This window comes from Hymenobacter algoricola (genome assembly GCF_039539525.1).
GTDB classification, from domain to species: domain Bacteria; phylum Bacteroidota; class Bacteroidia; order Cytophagales; family Hymenobacteraceae; genus Hymenobacter; species Hymenobacter algoricola.
Window position 1 is genome coordinate 128,506 of sequence record NZ_BAABDH010000039.1, and the last position, 14,707, is coordinate 143,212.

13 protein-coding genes are annotated in these 14,707 nt (G+C 63.3%); 5 read left to right on the plus strand and 8 right to left on the minus strand.

Annotated elements, in window-relative coordinates:
• Window positions 1-335 precede the first annotated feature (335 nt).
• Entirely contained in the window at window positions 336-1,988 is a 1,653-nt protein-coding gene (glgP, locus tag ABD842_RS11410) for an alpha-glucan family phosphorylase (protein ID WP_345113662.1), read from the plus strand.
• 60 nt (window positions 1,989-2,048) lie between these two features.
• Here glgP and ABD842_RS11415 read toward each other — a convergent pair whose 3' ends face one another.
• Window positions 2,049-2,645, minus strand: coding sequence for an arylesterase (locus ABD842_RS11415; protein WP_345113664.1), 597 nt, complete (start codon window positions 2,643-2,645; stop codon window positions 2,049-2,051).
• 252 nt (window positions 2,646-2,897) lie between these two features.
• On the opposite strand from ABD842_RS11415, the gene ABD842_RS11420 reads away from it, so the two are divergent.
• On the plus strand, window positions 2,898-3,221 hold the full coding sequence (locus ABD842_RS11420) for a thioredoxin family protein (protein ID WP_345113667.1): 324 nt from the start codon (window positions 2,898-2,900) through the stop codon (window positions 3,219-3,221).
• Window positions 3,222-3,232: 11 nt separating this feature from the next.
• Window positions 3,233-3,475: a DUF6952 family protein gene (locus ABD842_RS11425; protein ID WP_345113669.1), complete on the plus strand. Its 243-nt coding sequence runs from the start codon at window positions 3,233-3,235 to the stop codon at window positions 3,473-3,475.
• A 44-nt stretch (window positions 3,476-3,519) separates the two neighbouring features.
• Here ABD842_RS11425 and ABD842_RS11430 read toward each other — a convergent pair whose 3' ends face one another.
• The 4 genes from ABD842_RS11430 to ABD842_RS11445 all read right to left on the minus strand — a co-directional run bounded on the left by ABD842_RS11430 (window position 3,520) and on the right by ABD842_RS11445 (window position 7,715).
• Entirely contained in the window at window positions 3,520-4,134 is a 615-nt protein-coding gene (locus ABD842_RS11430; protein WP_345113671.1) for a TetR/AcrR family transcriptional regulator, read from the minus strand.
• Window positions 4,135-4,182: 48 nt separating this feature from the next.
• Window positions 4,183-4,872 (minus strand): carotenoid biosynthesis protein, encoded by a 690-nt coding sequence (locus tag ABD842_RS11435; protein ID WP_345113673.1) that lies wholly within the window; start codon window positions 4,870-4,872, stop codon window positions 4,183-4,185.
• 119 nt (window positions 4,873-4,991) lie between these two features.
• Window positions 4,992-6,482, minus strand: a complete 1,491-nt coding sequence (crtD, locus tag ABD842_RS11440) for a 1-hydroxycarotenoid 3,4-desaturase CrtD (protein WP_345113676.1) — start codon at window positions 6,480-6,482, stop codon at window positions 4,992-4,994.
• A gap of 30 nt (window positions 6,483-6,512) precedes the next feature.
• Window positions 6,513-7,715: a class I SAM-dependent rRNA methyltransferase gene (locus ABD842_RS11445; RefSeq protein ID WP_345113678.1), complete on the minus strand. Its 1,203-nt coding sequence runs from the start codon at window positions 7,713-7,715 to the stop codon at window positions 6,513-6,515.
• A 157-nt stretch (window positions 7,716-7,872) separates the two neighbouring features.
• Between ABD842_RS11445 and ABD842_RS11450 the strand changes: the two genes are divergently transcribed.
• Together ABD842_RS11450 and ABD842_RS11455 are read left to right on the plus strand one after the other, a co-directional pair.
• Window positions 7,873-8,859, plus strand: a complete 987-nt coding sequence (locus ABD842_RS11450) for a Na/Pi cotransporter family protein (RefSeq protein WP_345113681.1) — start codon at window positions 7,873-7,875, stop codon at window positions 8,857-8,859.
• Between the two features lie 81 nt (window positions 8,860-8,940).
• Window positions 8,941-9,402, plus strand: coding sequence for a GNAT family N-acetyltransferase (locus ABD842_RS11455; RefSeq protein ID WP_345113683.1), 462 nt, complete (start codon window positions 8,941-8,943; stop codon window positions 9,400-9,402).
• On the opposite strand, the gene ABD842_RS11460 is transcribed toward ABD842_RS11455, so the two are convergent.
• The 3 genes from ABD842_RS11460 to ABD842_RS11470 form a co-directional block, all read right to left on the minus strand.
• A complete protein-coding gene (locus ABD842_RS11460; RefSeq protein ID WP_345113686.1) occupies window positions 9,380-9,859 on the minus strand; it encodes an SRPBCC family protein in 480 nt (159 codons plus the stop codon). The genes ABD842_RS11455 and ABD842_RS11460 overlap by 23 nt on opposite strands.
• Before the next feature lie 73 nt (window positions 9,860-9,932).
• Window positions 9,933-10,628: a hypothetical protein gene (locus ABD842_RS11465; RefSeq protein ID WP_345113689.1), complete on the minus strand. Its 696-nt coding sequence runs from the start codon at window positions 10,626-10,628 to the stop codon at window positions 9,933-9,935.
• 68 nt (window positions 10,629-10,696) lie between these two features.
• A complete protein-coding gene (locus ABD842_RS11470) occupies window positions 10,697-14,698 on the minus strand; it encodes an SNF2-related protein (RefSeq protein WP_345113692.1) in 4,002 nt (1,333 codons plus the stop codon).
• Window positions 14,699-14,707: the final 9 nt, after the last annotated feature.

The window sequence follows — 14,707 nt, forward strand, 5'->3', positions numbered from 1 at the left end:
GGGCTGGCAAGGTAACTTTAGCAGCCGGAGCGTGCAATAAGCCATCCGTGGCAAACCAGTAGAATGGCTTTCTGAGCCCAAAAACGGCTAAAATTGATTGGCCGGAGTCGGGGTTGCGGGCTTTTTTGTTGCGTTATTTATTCACGCTTTGCCGTTTGGCGTCGGCCTCCGGGGCCGGCGGGGGCCGAAAAGCCGGTGGCGGCGGGCGCAGTGCAAACGTTTGCCCTGATGGTCACGCCGTTCCGGGTTTTTTTTTAGCCCGGATTGTGCTGACCTTGGCGCCCCAAACCGGCCCGCGGCGCCGGCTGGCTCGCCTCACTCCTTCTTTCCTTCCCATGTCTTTTCAGTTCAAACCATACGCTCCCGCCCCCGAATTCAAGGCCCAGGCCGCCTACTTCTCCATGGAGTTTGCCCTGGACCAGGCGCTGAAAACCTATTCCGGCGGCCTGGGCTTCCTGGCCGGCTCCCACATGCGCTCGGCCTATGAGCTCAAGCAGAACCTGATCGGCATCGGCATGCTCTGGACGTTTGGCTACTACGATCAGGGCCGCAACGAGGACCAGACCATGCGGGCCGATTTCCGCCACAAGCACTACTCCTTCCTGCAGGATACCGGCCTGGTGTTTCCCATTACCATCCACGGCGCCGCCGTGCAGGTGAAGGCCATGTACCTCGCGCCCGACACGTTCGGCACGGCCCCGATGTTTTTTCTGACCACCGACATTCCCGAAAACGACTACATCTCCCGCACCATCTCCCACCACCTCTACGAAGCCGACCAGGCCGCGCGGGTGGCCCAGTCCATCGTGCTGGGGGCGGGCGGCGGCAAGCTGCTCGATCTGCTGGGCGTGAACGTGGATACCTACCACCTCAACGAGGGCCACGGCCTGCCGCTGGCGTTTTACCTCTACGAAAAGCACGGCCGCAGCTTGGCCGAAGTGCAGCAGCGCCTGGTGTTCACCACCCACACGCCCGAGCTGGCCGGCAACGAGGAGCACCCCATGAAGCTGCTCACCGACATGACCTTCTTCGGCACCGTGCCCGCCGACGAAATCCGGCGCGTGGCCCAGGTGGAGTCCAACGACATTCTCAACTACACGCTCACCGCCCTGCGCTTCGCGCGCAAGGCCAACGCCGTATCGAAGGTGCACGGCATCGTGGCCAACGACATGTGGGGCCACAACGCGGGCATCTGCCCCATCATCCCGATTACCAACGCCCAAAACGGCACCTACTGGCGCGACCCGGCCCTGCACGCGGCCCTGGTAGCCAACGACGACGCGGCCCTGCTGGCCCGCAAGCGGGAGCTGAAGCAGGAGCTGTTTGCCTTCGTGGCCGACCAGACCGGCACCCTGCTCGACCCGGACGTGCTGACCGTGGTGTGGGCCCGCCGCTTTGCCGGCTACAAGCGCGCCGATTTGATCCTGCGCCACTTCGAGCGGTTTCTGAGCCTCGTGAGCAATGCCGACCGGCCCGTGCAGGTTATCTGGGCCGGCAAGCCCTACCCGACCGACTACGGCGCCATCGGCATGTTCAACGACATCATCCAGAAAACCAAGCACCTGCCCAACTGCGCCGTGCTGACGGGCTACGAGCTGGGCCTCTCGGCGCTGCTCAAAAAGGGCTCCGACGTATGGCTGAACACCCCGCGCTTCCCCCGCGAGGCCTCGGGCACCAGCGGCATGACGGCCGCCATGAACGCCAGCCTGAGCCTGAGCATTCCCGACGGCTGGATTCCGGAGTTTGTGCGCCACGGCGAAAACGGCTTCCTGCTGCCCCTGGCCAACCTCAACGAGCCCGAGCACGCCAAGGACGACCTCGAAGCCACCGGCGTGCTGGACGTGCTCGAAAACGAAATCGTGCCGCTGTACTACGGTCAGCCCAAGGAGTTTCTGGCCGCGGCCAAAACCGCCATGCGCGAGGTTGAGCCCGCGTTTGAGTCGCACCGCATGGCTACCGAGTACTACGAGAAGATGTACACGGTGTAGGCTACCCGGCTAAGCTGGGCAACGGCTCCTTCCTGCTCCGGGGAGGAGCCGTTGCGCTTTTTAGCCCTGGCCTTTTTCCCGCGCTTGCAGCACGCCGCCCAGTACGGCCCACACATTGTCGGCCAGAATCTGCTGTCCGGCGGCGTTGGGGTGCACGCCGTCGGGCAGGTTGAGGTGGCGCTGGCCCAGCACGCCCTGGAGCAGGAAGGGCACAAAATCCATGCGGTTGTGGTCGGCCAGCTCCCGGAACAGCGCCTTGAATTCGGCGGCGTAGCGCCCATACTGGTGGCCACCCAGCGCGCTTAGGTCGAAGGGAAACTCCAGGCCCACCAGTACGATGCGCGCAGTGGGATACTTTTGCCGCACCTGGTCGATGATGGCCTGCAGGTTCTGGGTGGTTTCGCGCACCGGAATGCCACGCAGACCGTCATTGGCGCCTAATTCCAGCACAAACACGTCGGGTTGCTGCCGGGCCAGCACGCTGGCCACGCGCTGGCGGCCGCCGGCGGTGGTTTCACCGCTCACGCCGTAGTTGAAGGCTTTGTAGGGCAGCTGCAGCGCGTCGATGCGGGCCTGCAGCAGGGTGGGAAAGGCCGCGCTGGCGGGCAGCTGATAGCCGGCCGTGAGGCTGTCGCCGAAGAAGATGATGTTTTGCATAAGCTAAGGGGCACCGCGGCCCGCGGAAGGAAGCCGGCCGGAAAGCAGCCGGCTGCGCGTCAGTTGGCCCGGAATAGCGCATACGGCGAAAAAGCCCGAACGGCAGCGTCGCGGGCCGTTGCTGCGGGCCGGCCCAGCCGGATATTTAAGCGCTGGACAAACTTTTTTGCCTGGAAAGTGCTTTAGATTTGCAGCCAGATAAGAACGGTTCTTATCTGGCGGTTTTTTGTTCCAGTAAATTTTCTCCTTCTAATGTCTGTTACCAAAGCAACTGACGCTGACTTCCAACAACTGCTCGAATCGAACGATAAAGTCGTCGTTAAGTACTATGCCGACTGGTGTGGCAACTGTCGGCTGTTCTCGCCCAAGTTCAAGCGCATGGCCGAAGCCGACCACAACCAGGGCGTTGCCTTCCTCGACGTAAACGCCGAAACCAGCCCCGAAGCCCGCAAGCTCGCCAACGTAACCACGCTGCCTTTCTTCGCCATCTTCCAGAACGGCCAGCTGCTCGATACGGTGTCGGCCAGCAAGGAGGAAGCCGTGGCCGAGCTGATCGGCAAGCTCAGCCTCAACTAATCCCCGCGGTCATGAAAATCCCCGCCATTAAGCGCCTCGTGGAGTCGCAGACGCTGGCCAGCCTGGTCGAAGCCGAAGAGGCCCTGCTCGATGAGCGCCAGCCCGATTTCGAGGTGGAAGGTGAAGATGAGGGTGAAAAGCTCACCCACGTATTTGCCGCCATCTTCGTGCTGAATCACATCCAGGACCACGGCTCCGAGTTCAAAGATGCCCTGCGCGAGTACACCAAAAAGGTGCGCGTTTCCATCAGCTAAAAAGTAAAAAGAGGAGCCCAGCGGCTCCTCTTTTTTGGCTTTTATTACATGCGGGAAAAATAGGCCGCAGCGGCCTTGATGCCCTCCTCGGTGCAGAGGCCGCGGACGTAGTAAAGGTACACGCTGCGAAACACCTCGGCCACATCGTAGCGGTTGGCGGGGAAAATCTTCTCGTTGAGCACCAGGCTGATCATCTCAATGATGATTTTGCTGACCAGGGCAATGTTGATGTCGCCGCGAAACTGCTTCTGCACCACGCCGTCGTTGAGCAGGCCCTGAATCTGGGGGTACGAATAGTCATCCAGGTGCTGCAGGCCCATGGCCCAGGCCTGGGGGTGGTGCTGAATCAGGTCCGAAAAGTACTGCGGGGCTTTCACCTTGCGCAGGTCCCGGATGCCGAACTCGAGCAGACTCAGCAGGCGTCCCACGGGGGTCGGCACCTGCTCGAACAGCTGGGTGTGCTCCCGCCGCTGCCTGGCGATGTCGTGCTGCATGGTCTGCATCACCAGGTCTTCCTTGCCGCGAAACATTTCGCGGAATGTCGGCGCCGATACGTCCAGGGCGCTCATGATCTGCTCGATGGAGAGGTCGGCAATGCCTTTGGTCTGAAAAAGCCGGAGGGCTTCCTCCAGCAGGGTATCATGTAGGGTTGTATTCATAGGGGGCGGTAGGGCAAGAACGGGGAAAAGCGACGGAAAGGCAGAAAGTTAGCGAATAAACCAGCCCAGTCCGAAGAAAAAGAGCAGCTGCAGCAGGTACACAAACGGCACCAGCGCGTTGCGCTTGACAAACTCGGTGCGGTTGAAATACACCTGCAGAATGAGGGCAACGGCAAACCAGCCCTTGAAGTTCTGTAGCGGAATCCGGTCGTACTGCCAGCTCCAAAAGCCGTAGTGCATGGCCACCGGCTCGATGCACAGGTCCATGCCCACCATGAGCAGAGTCGCGGCCAGGGCGCGCACGAAGGCGGGCACGGGCAGGTAGCGGGCCAGGATGCCGGTCATGTAGGTAAGCAGCAGCCAGTTGAGGCCGATAATCAGCGGTACTCCCAGCCACTTGGTGCCCAGTACTTTGCCGTACTCATACACGCCAAACAGCAGTCCGGTGCGGATGCCGGCCACCTCCACGAAGAAGCCCACCACGGCCACCACCACGCAGAAGATGGGAAACATGCCGCGGCGGTCGGGCTGAAACGAGAGCAGCAGAAAAGCCGTCAGCAGCAGGTTCAGGGGCACAAACTGCAGGTAAAACGTGGGTTCCCGGGAGAAGGCCAGCCCCAGAAAGCCCGTGACGTGAAACAGCAGCAGAAGGCCCTGGGCCGCGCGCAGCCGGCGCAGCTGAGAGGCAGGCAGCACCGGCGGAACGGGCAGGTGTTGGGTCGGTTCGGAAAAGGGCATTCAGGGAGAATTAATAATCAGGAATTAGGAATGAAGAATTTCCGGGCGGCGCAGGCAACGTTTCCTGCCCATCCTCCGCCCACACCCTCAACTACTAATTCTTAATCCTTCATTATGAATTAAGTAATCAGGTCGGCCACGATTTTGGCCGACAGCAGGCAGAGCGGAATGCCCCCGCCGGGGTGGACGCTGCCGCCGCAAAAGTACAGACCTTCCAGCTGCCCCGAAAAGTTGGGATGGCGCAGAAAAGCCGCCAGCGCATTGTTGGAGCTGCTGCCGTACAGCGCCCCGCCAAAGGAGGAAGTGCGCTGCTCGATGCCCCGCGGGTCCCAGACCTGCTCGGCCCGCAGCAGCGGCTCCACGGCCACGCCCAGCGTGCGGCTCACCTTGTCCAGTACGGCCCGGCGGGTGGTTTGGATGAGCGCGTCCCAGTCCTGGTCCTGGTTATGGGGCACGTTGACCATCACAAACCAGTTTTCGTGACCGGCCGGGGCATCGGCGGGCGTCTTCTTCGAGGTGATGTTGACGTACACCGTCGGGTCGGCGCTGACGGTTTTCTGCCCGAAGATGGCCTCGAATTCCTGGCGGTAGTCCTGGGAGAAGAAGATGTTGTGCAGGCCCAGCTCGGCAAACTCCCGGTCCACGCCCCAGTAGAAAATCAGGGCTGAGGAAGAGCGGGGCTGGCTCAGGGTGCGCTCGGGCGCGGGCTGGTTGGGCAGCAGGCGGCGGTAAGTGGGCACCACGTCCATGTTGCTCACCACCAGCCCGAAGTCGTACACGTCCTGGCCCGTGCGCAGGCCCGTGACGTGCTTGTCGGCGGTCAGGATTTCCAGCACCGGCTCCCGGTAGCGGAACGTCACCCCCAGCTCCTCGGCCAGCCCCACCAGGCTTTGGGCAATGCTGTAGATGCCGCCCTCAGGGTAAAAGGCGCCGATGCCGTGCTCCAGGTGCGGAATCAGGCTGAGCGTGGCGGGCGCCTGGTAGGGGTCGGAGCCGTTGTAGGTGGCAAACCGGTCGAAGAGCTGCACCAGGCGCTCATCCCGGAAGGCGCCGGCGTGGCGCTGGTGCATGGTGCCCGTCAGGCCCAGGCCGGGCAGCGCGGCTACCGCCTTCAGTACGTCGGGGCTGAGGTAGGTGCTGGCTTTGTGCAGCGACTTGTGCAAAAAGGTGCTTTCGGTGGCGGCGTAGGCCCGGCCGCTGCGGCGCAGGAACGCCAGCACGTCGGCGGCCGGCGTGCCCAGCTTCTGCTCCACTTCGGCGGCAAACTCCTCCTCCCCCGCCCAGGCCGTCAGGCGGGTGCCGTCGGCGAAGAAGTACTGGGTGATGGGGTCGAGCCGCTCGTAGCGGAAGTGGTCCTGGGGGTCGCGCCCGGCCAGCCGGAACAGCTCATCGACCAGCGCCGGCAGCGTAAACAGCGACGGGCCGGCATCGAAGCGGTAGCCGCCGGGCAGCGTAAACTGGTGCATCTTGCCCCCGAACGTATCCTGGGCCTCGAATACCGTGACGCGGTGGCCCTTCAGGGCCAGCCGTACGGCCGTAGCAATACCGGCAATACCGGCCCCGATGACGGCGGCGGGCTGTTTGGGGGCGGGGGTTCGTTTCTTGGTCACAGCCTACTAACAGCGGCGAAGGAAAGCGGTTTACTCCACGGCCAGCACCAGGCCTTTCAGGTACGCGCCTTCGGGGTGAAACAAACTCACCGGGTGGTCGGCGGGCTGGGTGAGACGGTGCAGGATGCGGGCCGGGCGGCCCGCTTCGATGGCGGCGGCCAGCACGGCGCCCTCAAACAGCTCGGGCGACACCACCTGGGAGCAGGAGAAGGTAAAGAGCAGTCCGCCGGGGGCAATCTGGCGGATGCCGGCGGCATTCAGGCGCTTGTAGCCCATCAGCGCGTTGTGGCGGGCCGAAAGGTGCTTGGCGAAGGCCGGCGGGTCGAGGATGATGAGGTCGTACTGCTCCTGGCTGCCTTTCATGAAGTTGAACACGTCCTGGGCGTAGGCTTCGTGGCGGCCGGCGGGGGCCCCGGCTTCCTCGGCCAGCGTGGCGTTGCGCTCGGTCAGCTCGATGGCGCGCTTGGAGCTGTCGACGGAATGCACCAGCTCGGCGCCGGCCTGCAGGGCGTAGGAGCTGAAGCCGCCGGTGTAGCAGAACGTGTTGAGCACCCGCCGGCCCGGGGCGTAGCGGGCCAGCAGCTGGCGGTTGTCGCGCTGGTCGATGAAGAAGCCGGTTTTCTGACCCGTCTCCCAGTCGACGGCGAAGGGCTGGCCGTTTTCATACACGATGTGCTCCTGGCCGGTGCTGCTGCCGAACAGGTAGCTGTTCTGGGCGTCGGGGGCGGCTTTGGCGGGCACGGTTTCGGCGCTCTTGTCGTAGATGGCGCGGAGCTTGTCGCCGAATACAGCCTGCAGGGCGGCTGCAATCTGGGGGCGGGCGTGGTACATGCCGGCGCTGTGGGCCTGCACTACGGCCACGTCGCCGTACACGTCGATGATGAGGCCGGGCACGCCGTCGCCCTCGGCGTGGGCGAGGCGAAACACGTTGGTGTTGCCGTCGCCGGTGAGGCCCAGGCCCTGGCGCAGGGCGTAGGCATTGCGGATTTTCGCTTCCCAGAAGGCGGCATCCGGTGCCACGGCCTCGGGGCCGAAAGCCAGCATGCGCACGGCAATGGAGCCGGGCGCGTAGTGGCCCATGCCCAGCACCTCGCCGTTGGCGGCCTGCACCAGCACCACTTCGCCTTCCGTCACCTCACCCTGCATCCGGCCGATAGCGCCCGAAAACACCCAGGGGTGCAAGCGACGCAGGGAATGATCTTTACCGGGTTTGAGAGTGACGATGGCGGTCATAAAGCAAAATTTCAGACGAAACGGGAAAGGGCAAAGGTACGCCAAAGTCCCGGGGTCGGGAGCGTAACAATTTCTTCACGCCCCGGAAGCGCCACCCGCCCGGCCCGCTGCGTTGAAATGCGCAGGCCCCTGCCTTTCAGCGGGCCACCTGGCTTTTATGGCTGCTTCTCCCCTCTCGATTGGCCTGATGGCCGCCTCCGGCCTCGTGCTGTTTCTCTACGCCGTGAGCCGGCTGGCCCTGGCCCTGCGCCACGTGGCTGGAGAAAAGACGAAGGACTACCTGCACCGCTTCACCAGGTCCATTCCGGCCGCCATCCTCACCGGCACCATCGTCACCACCCTGCTCGATTCGTCGTCGGTGGTGATTATTCTGGTCATTGCGCTGGTGAGTGCCGGGGCGCTGCCGTTCCGTAACTCGTTGGGCGTGGTGCTGGGGGCCAACATCGGCACCACCATTTCCAGCCAGCTGTTCGCCTTCGATTTAGGGCAATACGCCGTGCTGGCCATGCTGCCGGGGCTGCTGCTGCTGTCGCTGAGCAAGAAGCGCAACGGCCGCACGACGGGTCGGGCGCTGTTCTGCTTCGGGCTGCTGTTTTTCAGCCTCTTCCTCATCGGCGAAGCCGCCGCGCCCCTCAAGGAATACGAAGGTGTGCAGGCCTGGCTGCTCAAGCTGGAGAATCCCATCCGGGGAGCCGGGGCCGGGGCGCTGATTACGCTGGTGGTGCAGTCGTCGTCGGCCACGCTGGGCATGGTCATCAAGCTGGCGGCCAAGGGCCTGCTCACGCTGCCCGCCGGCATTGCCGTGATGCTGGGCGCCGAGCTGGGCACCTGCTCCGATACGCTGCTGGCCACGGTGGGGCGGGGCCGGCCGGCGGTGCGCACGGGGCTGTTTCACCTGGGCTTCAACCTGATCAGCATTTCGCTCGGCCTGCTGCTGATCCAGCCTTTCACGGCTCTGGTGCTGACCCTGGCCGGCGCTGCCGACGTGTCCCGGCAGATTGCCCACGCCCACGTGCTGTTCAACGTGGCCGGGGTGCTGCTGTTTGCCCCGCTGCTCCCATTCTGCCAGCGCCTGCTCGAAGCGGTGCTGCCCGATGAGGAGACTGCGCCCAAAGCCGCAACCCTTTCGCCGGCCCGGGCCTGACCAGCCACAGGGCAGAGGCAGCCGCTGTAAAACCGGGACGGCGGCGGCGCAAGCCGGCCGAAAAAATTACCTTGCGGTCCTATGCCCAGCCTGCACATTCTCGACTACGACCCCGCCCACCAGCCCGCGTTCCGGGCCCTCAACCACGAGTGGATAACGAGGTTCTTCGTGATGGAGGAGCCCGACTACCAGATGCTCGACGACCCGCAGCGCTACATCCTGGCGCCCGGCGGGGCCATTGTCATGGCTCAGTACGACGGGCAGCTGGTGGGCACCTGCGCTTTGCTGCGGGAGCATGCGGGCGTGTTTGAGCTGGCCAAGATGGCCGTGGCGCCGGCCGCGCAGGGGCTGGGCATCGGGTGGGCCCTGGGGCAGGCGGCCATCGTCAAAGCCCGGGAGCTTGGGGCCCGCCAGCTGGAGCTGCTCTCCAACTCCCGCCTGACCCCGGCGCTGGCCTTATACCGCAAGCTGGGGTTCCGCGCCGTGCCCGTGCCGCCCAGCCCCTACCAGCGCACCGACGTTAAGATGGTCCTGGATCTGTAGCCGGCGCCCCGCTTTCTGACCCGAACCAGCGCCGGTAGATGGGCTTGCGCCAGGCAAACTGCGCCCACATGGCCGGGTACAGCAGCACGTCGAGGGCCGGCGAGGCGGTGCGAAACTCAATGTCGTCCACGATGACGCTGCCGCCGTGCGGGCCGGGCTCGATGAGGTGGCGGTGCCGCCAGTAGCGCAGGGGCGCGGGGGCCGTCTGGGCTTCATCCACGAAGTACAGCGTGCCGTCGGGCAGCTGGCCGTGGTCGGTAATCAGGCTGGTCCAGCGCTGGTGCAGGGGCCCGGTTATCAGCTCGATTTCCACCTGGTCGCCGCGGCGGCAGCCGTCGAAGCGGTGCAGCCGGAGCTTGGGGAAGGGCGGGGCCAGGGCCAGAAACAGCTCCCGGGTGAAGCCGGCCATCACCTGGGCGGGCGGCTGCGCGACGGGCGTGCGGAGGATGAGGTGCATGGGGTACTAACTGCCCAGGGCAGACAGAGGTTATACGCAGGCGCTAAAAAGCTCAGCGACTTTGCCTCGTCGTTTAAAAGGATAGTTGCGTTTGCTCATTTAGCTCTGCCGCAGCCACGTCCGTCTCTTCAGTGCTACAATCGGCCAGTCCTGCCAGCACAATGCTGCGCACCTCGGCCCAGGCCATTTGGCCTCCGGAGGTTTTATGATAACTGCGAGCAAATAACTGAAAAGCTAGATCGCCCAAAGTGGTTACCGGAAAATCCACTTGTACGAAAGAATATTCGCGGATACAGAGCGCTGCTGACAATCCTGTAAAAACGGCGTACCCCCAGCCCGGAACCAGGGGCCAGACCCCGGCCGTTACCAGCGCCCACACCGCCATATACCAAGTGGCGGGCATTGTCAGGTCGGGCAAGGGAATTTCGCTGTGTCGTTGCAGCAAGCGCCACTGCTGTCGCCGATTTCCTAGCGGCATTACCTCCATCAGGCAAAGTTGGGGAGTTATAGTGTGGCGGGGCAAGCCCGTTGCCATCAGGGCGCGGCGTAGGCGGTAAAATAGCCGCTGCGTTGAGCACAAGCTGCTTTCTACTAATGGTCCTTGTTGCTCCACCCGCTGCCGGACTACTGCCAAGATATCCCCGGCTGTAGTTGCCAGCGCAAAATCCCACTTATCAAAGCGAATATTGAAGCTCTGCTCCCAGGATTGAACGAGGCTTTCGGAGAATTCCTCATGATCCAGGGAAACGTTTGACCGAAAAGCTGCCATAGCGAAGTGGATAGATGTTGCCTACTTAGCAACCTGCGAGTAAGCCCGTTTGTGTAGGGTGAAACGTCCTACCCCAGCAGCTCCTCAATATCCTCCTTGGTCAGGCTCTTGATGATGGCCTCGTCGGTGGTAATGAGGTCGGTGACCAGCTGGATTTTCTTGTGCTGCAGGGCCAGGATCTTCTCCTCCACGGTGTTCTTGGTGATGAACTTGTAGGTGAACACCGTGCGCTGCTGGCCGATGCGGTGGGCGCGGTCGACGGCCTGGGCCTCCACGGCGGGGTTCCACCAGGGGTCGAGGATGAACACGTAGTCGGCGGCGGTGAGGTTGAGGCCCACGCCGCCGGCTTTCAGGCTGATCAGGAACACGCGTAGCGCCTCCGTTTCCTGGAAGCGGATAACTTCCTTGTGCCGGTCGCGGGTGTTGCCGTCGAGGTAGGCGTACTCCACCTGCTTCTCGTCGAGCGAGGCCCGTACGATGTCGAGGTGCTTGACGAACTGGCTGAACACGAGCACCTTGTGGCCCTCGGCCACCACGCTGCGGATCATGCGAATCACCTCTCGCAGCTTGCCCGACTCGTGCTCGTAGTCCTCGTGGGCCATGCGGGGGTGGTTGGCAATCTGGCGCAGCTTGGTCAGGCCCTGGAGCAGCATAAACTGGGTGCCCGCCGTGCCGTGCTCCTCGATGTTTTTGAGGATCTTGTTGCGGTAGTAGCTCTTGGTTTCCTCGTAGCACTGGGCCTGCTCCTCCGTCATGGGGCAGTAGCTCAGGTGCTCAATCTTGGCGGGTAGCTCGGTGGCGACCTGGGCCTTGTGCCGGCGCAGGATGAAGGGCTTGATCAGGGCGTGGAGCTTGCGGGTGCGGCCCTCATCCTTGCCTTTCTCGATGGGCTTGAGGAACTCCTTGCGGAAGAATGTCTGAGTACCCAGCAGGCCGGGGTTGATAAACGACATCTGCGACCACAGGTCCATCGTGCTGTTTTCGACCGGCGTGCCGGTCAGAATCAGGCGGTGGCGGGAGCGAAGGTTGCGCACGGCCTGCGACGTCGTGGAGCTGGGGTTTTTAATGGCCTGCGACTCGTCCAGAATCACGTAGTCGAAGCCGTAGGTTTTGAGCAGCTCCACGTCGAGGCGCACGATGCCGTAGCTGGTCAGCACCACATCGTAGCCGGCAAACTGGTCCACGTTCTTGTCGCGGTAGGTGCCCGTGTAGGTCAGGATGCGCAGGCCGGGCGTGAACTTCTGGGCCTCGCTCAGCCAGTTATACACCAGGGAAGTCGGCATCACCAGCAGGGAGGCCGCGCCGGTAGCGTCGCCGCTTTCCTTGCGGTCCAGCAGCAGGGCCAGCGTCTGGATCGTGTTGTGGGTAAGCACAAAGTTGTCGGTCACGTAGAGCCGGTCGGGCGCATCGACGGAAATGCACTGCGCCGGCATGGCGCCCACCCGCTCCACCAACTTGATGCCGCGGTAGGGCTGGTACTTGGTTTTGGGGCGGTATAGCGCCACCTTCCGGCCCAGGCGGAAAGGCACGACATGCGGGGGCAGGCTCAGCGTGAGCGTATACGCCTGCTGGCCTGTCCGGCTTTCGCCCAGATGCGAGTAGCCCGGTATTTTGCTCGACTGCCGCACTGTGCCGCCCAGCGACTGCACCAGGAACGTGACGCCCTCAATCAGGCCCGGGGATACGGAGGTGAACTGGCTCACGTCGCCGGAGCGGGACACGTAGCCGTCGGAGTCCATCAGACCCTGCAATACCGCCAGGCGGGTGGCGGCATCGTTGCAGAGGTAGGCTTCGGGAATGAACTTGTCCTTCGACAGCTTGCCCTTCAGGCCCAGCGACTGGATATTCTGCATCAGCGCGTTGGTCCAGCCCGGCGTATTCTTCACGAACGAATAGTCGCAGGTGGTATCCTGGCGGCGCATCGTCAGGTTTGGCGGCAGCTCCCGGGCTACGTAGTTCACGATTTCCACGTCGGTGGTGGAAAGGCGGATGCTGTGCTGGCGGAAGCGGCCGTCGCCGAGCAGCAGGCCCAGGAAATAAGGGTCAACCGGCACGGGCCGGGCGGCCAGCGCCACGGGCTTTACCAGGGGAACAAACCACTTGGGGTTGCCGTGCGGGTCGTGGAGGTCGTGCTGCAGCTGGGCCAGCTCTTTCACCTGGTAGCCCTGGCCCCGGTATTTCTGCACGGGGCTTTGCACGGCCCACAGGTGCTCGGCGCAGCATTCGGCGGTGGCGCCATCGGTGAAGGTAACGCGGAAGATTTCCTTTTCGCCCTGCGGAAATACGCCCGTCACGCGCGAAGTCTGGCCCTGGGAGTTGATAACGGCCTCGCCCACCCGCATGTCGCCCATCGTTTTCCAGCCTGTTGGGGTCAGAATGCGGGCGTGCAGGGGCTGCGCCTTGCCCAAGCCCATATCGTCGGCCAGGCAGCCGCCGAAGTGGTAGTCTTTCACGAAGTGCAGCCAGTTGTAGCCCGCCTTCTGGTAGGGCCGCAGCTGGCCCTTGAAGCCGACGGGCATGGGCCGGTCTTCCACGGCCTCAAACTCGCGCAGCTTCTCCAGCTTCCTGGACATGGTCACGGTGGCCAGGTTGCCGTTCTGCAGGTCCGAAATCAGGGCCAGGTGGTGCTTGCGCAGGGTCAGGTGCTGCTGGTGCTCCTCCGAGAAGGCAAACAGCTCCAGGTACTGGGTAAACCACTCCTCGGGAATAATGGCAATCTGCCCGTTGGGCAGGCGGTACTCGTGGCGGCGGTTCAGGATGTAGGGCCGCAGCTTGATAAACGGAATTTCAAACTCGCCGAAGCGCACCGTGCCGTGCACGTCGAACCAGTCGTTGCCCTCCGTGATGCCGACCTGCACCGTGACGGCGCCGATAAAGTAGTCCTTGCTGGAGGTGGTGCCCTGCTGCACCGTGAAGCCCAGGCGGGCCAGCTCCTCGGCGTGGCTGTGCAGCCAGCGGAAGGCGGTGGCCTTTTCCAGCACGGCGCGGCCGTTGCGCACTTCCAGGGCCCGGTCGGCCAGCTCCCGGATGATTTCCTGCTCGTGGTCGAGGTTGCGGATCAGGCGGTGGAAGATGTAGGAATCCTCATTCTTCTCCAGCTTCACACACACCCGCTTGTCGTAGCTGTTGTGCACGGTATGGTCGCCGTAGCGGAACGACAGGTCGAAGTGGATGTGGTCGGAAGGCGCTACGGTCACGGCGGCGCTGACGTCGCTGGTCCGCCGGGGCGTAGGCCGGCTGCGCTCCTCTTCGGCAACGATAACGGCGCCCGGCGTGTCGGAAAAGGTGAGCTGGGGGCGGGCCACGTAGCGCTCCGAGCGGATGTCGAAGCCCCGGGCGTGCACGTCGAACGACTCGACCAGCGGGGCCACGAAGCGCTGAAAGTAGCTGTCCTCGACCTGGCGCGGGATGATGATAAACTTCTTGTGCAGAAACGGCTGCAGCTTCTTACCGTCCACGTCGTTGCGGAAGTCGTAGAGCGTGTCGCCCACCAGCATCCAGGCGGGCTGGGTGCATACCAGCACCGCGTTTTTGAACTGGAAGTCCAGCTTCTGCCCCTGAAACTGAATGGTGGGGAAGTAGTGGGTGCTGTCTTCGTTGCGGCGGAAGTGAAACAGCACGGAGGCTGGCTCCGGGGCCACCCCGATTTCCTTCCAGGTCGGCTCCCCGTCCTTGCCCATGATGAAGACCAGCTTGCCCTTCAGCCGGGCCAGGATCTGGCCCATGCGGTCCTGCACGTAGCGGCAGATGCCGTCCTGCAGCCCCTTGTCGCCCTTGTCGGCGTCGTAGATCTTCAGGAAAAAGTCGGCGGGCGTGGTTTTCTTCGACCAGAACTCCTTGATGACCACGTCCTGCTGGATCTGGTCGGTGAGGGCAATCAGCTCGAAGTCGGTTTCGTCGAGCCCGTCGGCAAACTCAGGGGCATTCTTGGCCGACACCGTCTGGTGCTGCAGCGTGAGCTGCCCGCGGGTGTTGCGCTGAACTACGTAGGACTCAAATAGATACCCCAGATACTCGTGTTCGAGTAGCGAATAGACAATTTGAAAAGGCTGTGAAGTCGAAACCTTCATAGTCGTGTG

What these genes read in the sequence shown, in the direction of transcription:
- glgP (WP_345113662.1), top strand. Translation starts at nt 336, where the DNA reads ATGTCTTTTCAGTTCAAACCATACGCTCCCGCCCCCGAATTCAAGGCC.
- ABD842_RS11415 (WP_345113664.1), bottom strand. Translation starts at nt 2,645, where the DNA reads ATGCAAAACATCATCTTCTTCGGCGACAGCCTCACGGCCGGCTATCAG.
- ABD842_RS11420 (WP_345113667.1), top strand. Translation starts at nt 2,898, where the DNA reads ATGTCTGTTACCAAAGCAACTGACGCTGACTTCCAACAACTGCTCGAA.
- ABD842_RS11425 (WP_345113669.1), top strand. Translation starts at nt 3,233, where the DNA reads ATGAAAATCCCCGCCATTAAGCGCCTCGTGGAGTCGCAGACGCTGGCC.
- ABD842_RS11430 (WP_345113671.1), bottom strand. Translation starts at nt 4,134, where the DNA reads ATGAATACAACCCTACATGATACCCTGCTGGAGGAAGCCCTCCGGCTT.
- ABD842_RS11435 (WP_345113673.1), bottom strand. Translation starts at nt 4,872, where the DNA reads ATGCCCTTTTCCGAACCGACCCAACACCTGCCCGTTCCGCCGGTGCTG.
- ABD842_RS11445 (WP_345113678.1), bottom strand. Translation starts at nt 7,715, where the DNA reads ATGACCGCCATCGTCACTCTCAAACCCGGTAAAGATCATTCCCTGCGT.
- ABD842_RS11450 (WP_345113681.1), top strand. Translation starts at nt 7,873, where the DNA reads ATGGCTGCTTCTCCCCTCTCGATTGGCCTGATGGCCGCCTCCGGCCTC.
- ABD842_RS11455 (WP_345113683.1), top strand. Translation starts at nt 8,941, where the DNA reads ATGCCCAGCCTGCACATTCTCGACTACGACCCCGCCCACCAGCCCGCG.
- ABD842_RS11460 (WP_345113686.1), bottom strand. Translation starts at nt 9,859, where the DNA reads ATGCACCTCATCCTCCGCACGCCCGTCGCGCAGCCGCCCGCCCAGGTG.
- ABD842_RS11465 (WP_345113689.1), bottom strand. Translation starts at nt 10,628, where the DNA reads ATGGCAGCTTTTCGGTCAAACGTTTCCCTGGATCATGAGGAATTCTCC.
- ABD842_RS11470 (WP_345113692.1), bottom strand. Translation starts at nt 14,698, where the DNA reads ATGAAGGTTTCGACTTCACAGCCTTTTCAAATTGTCTATTCGCTACTC.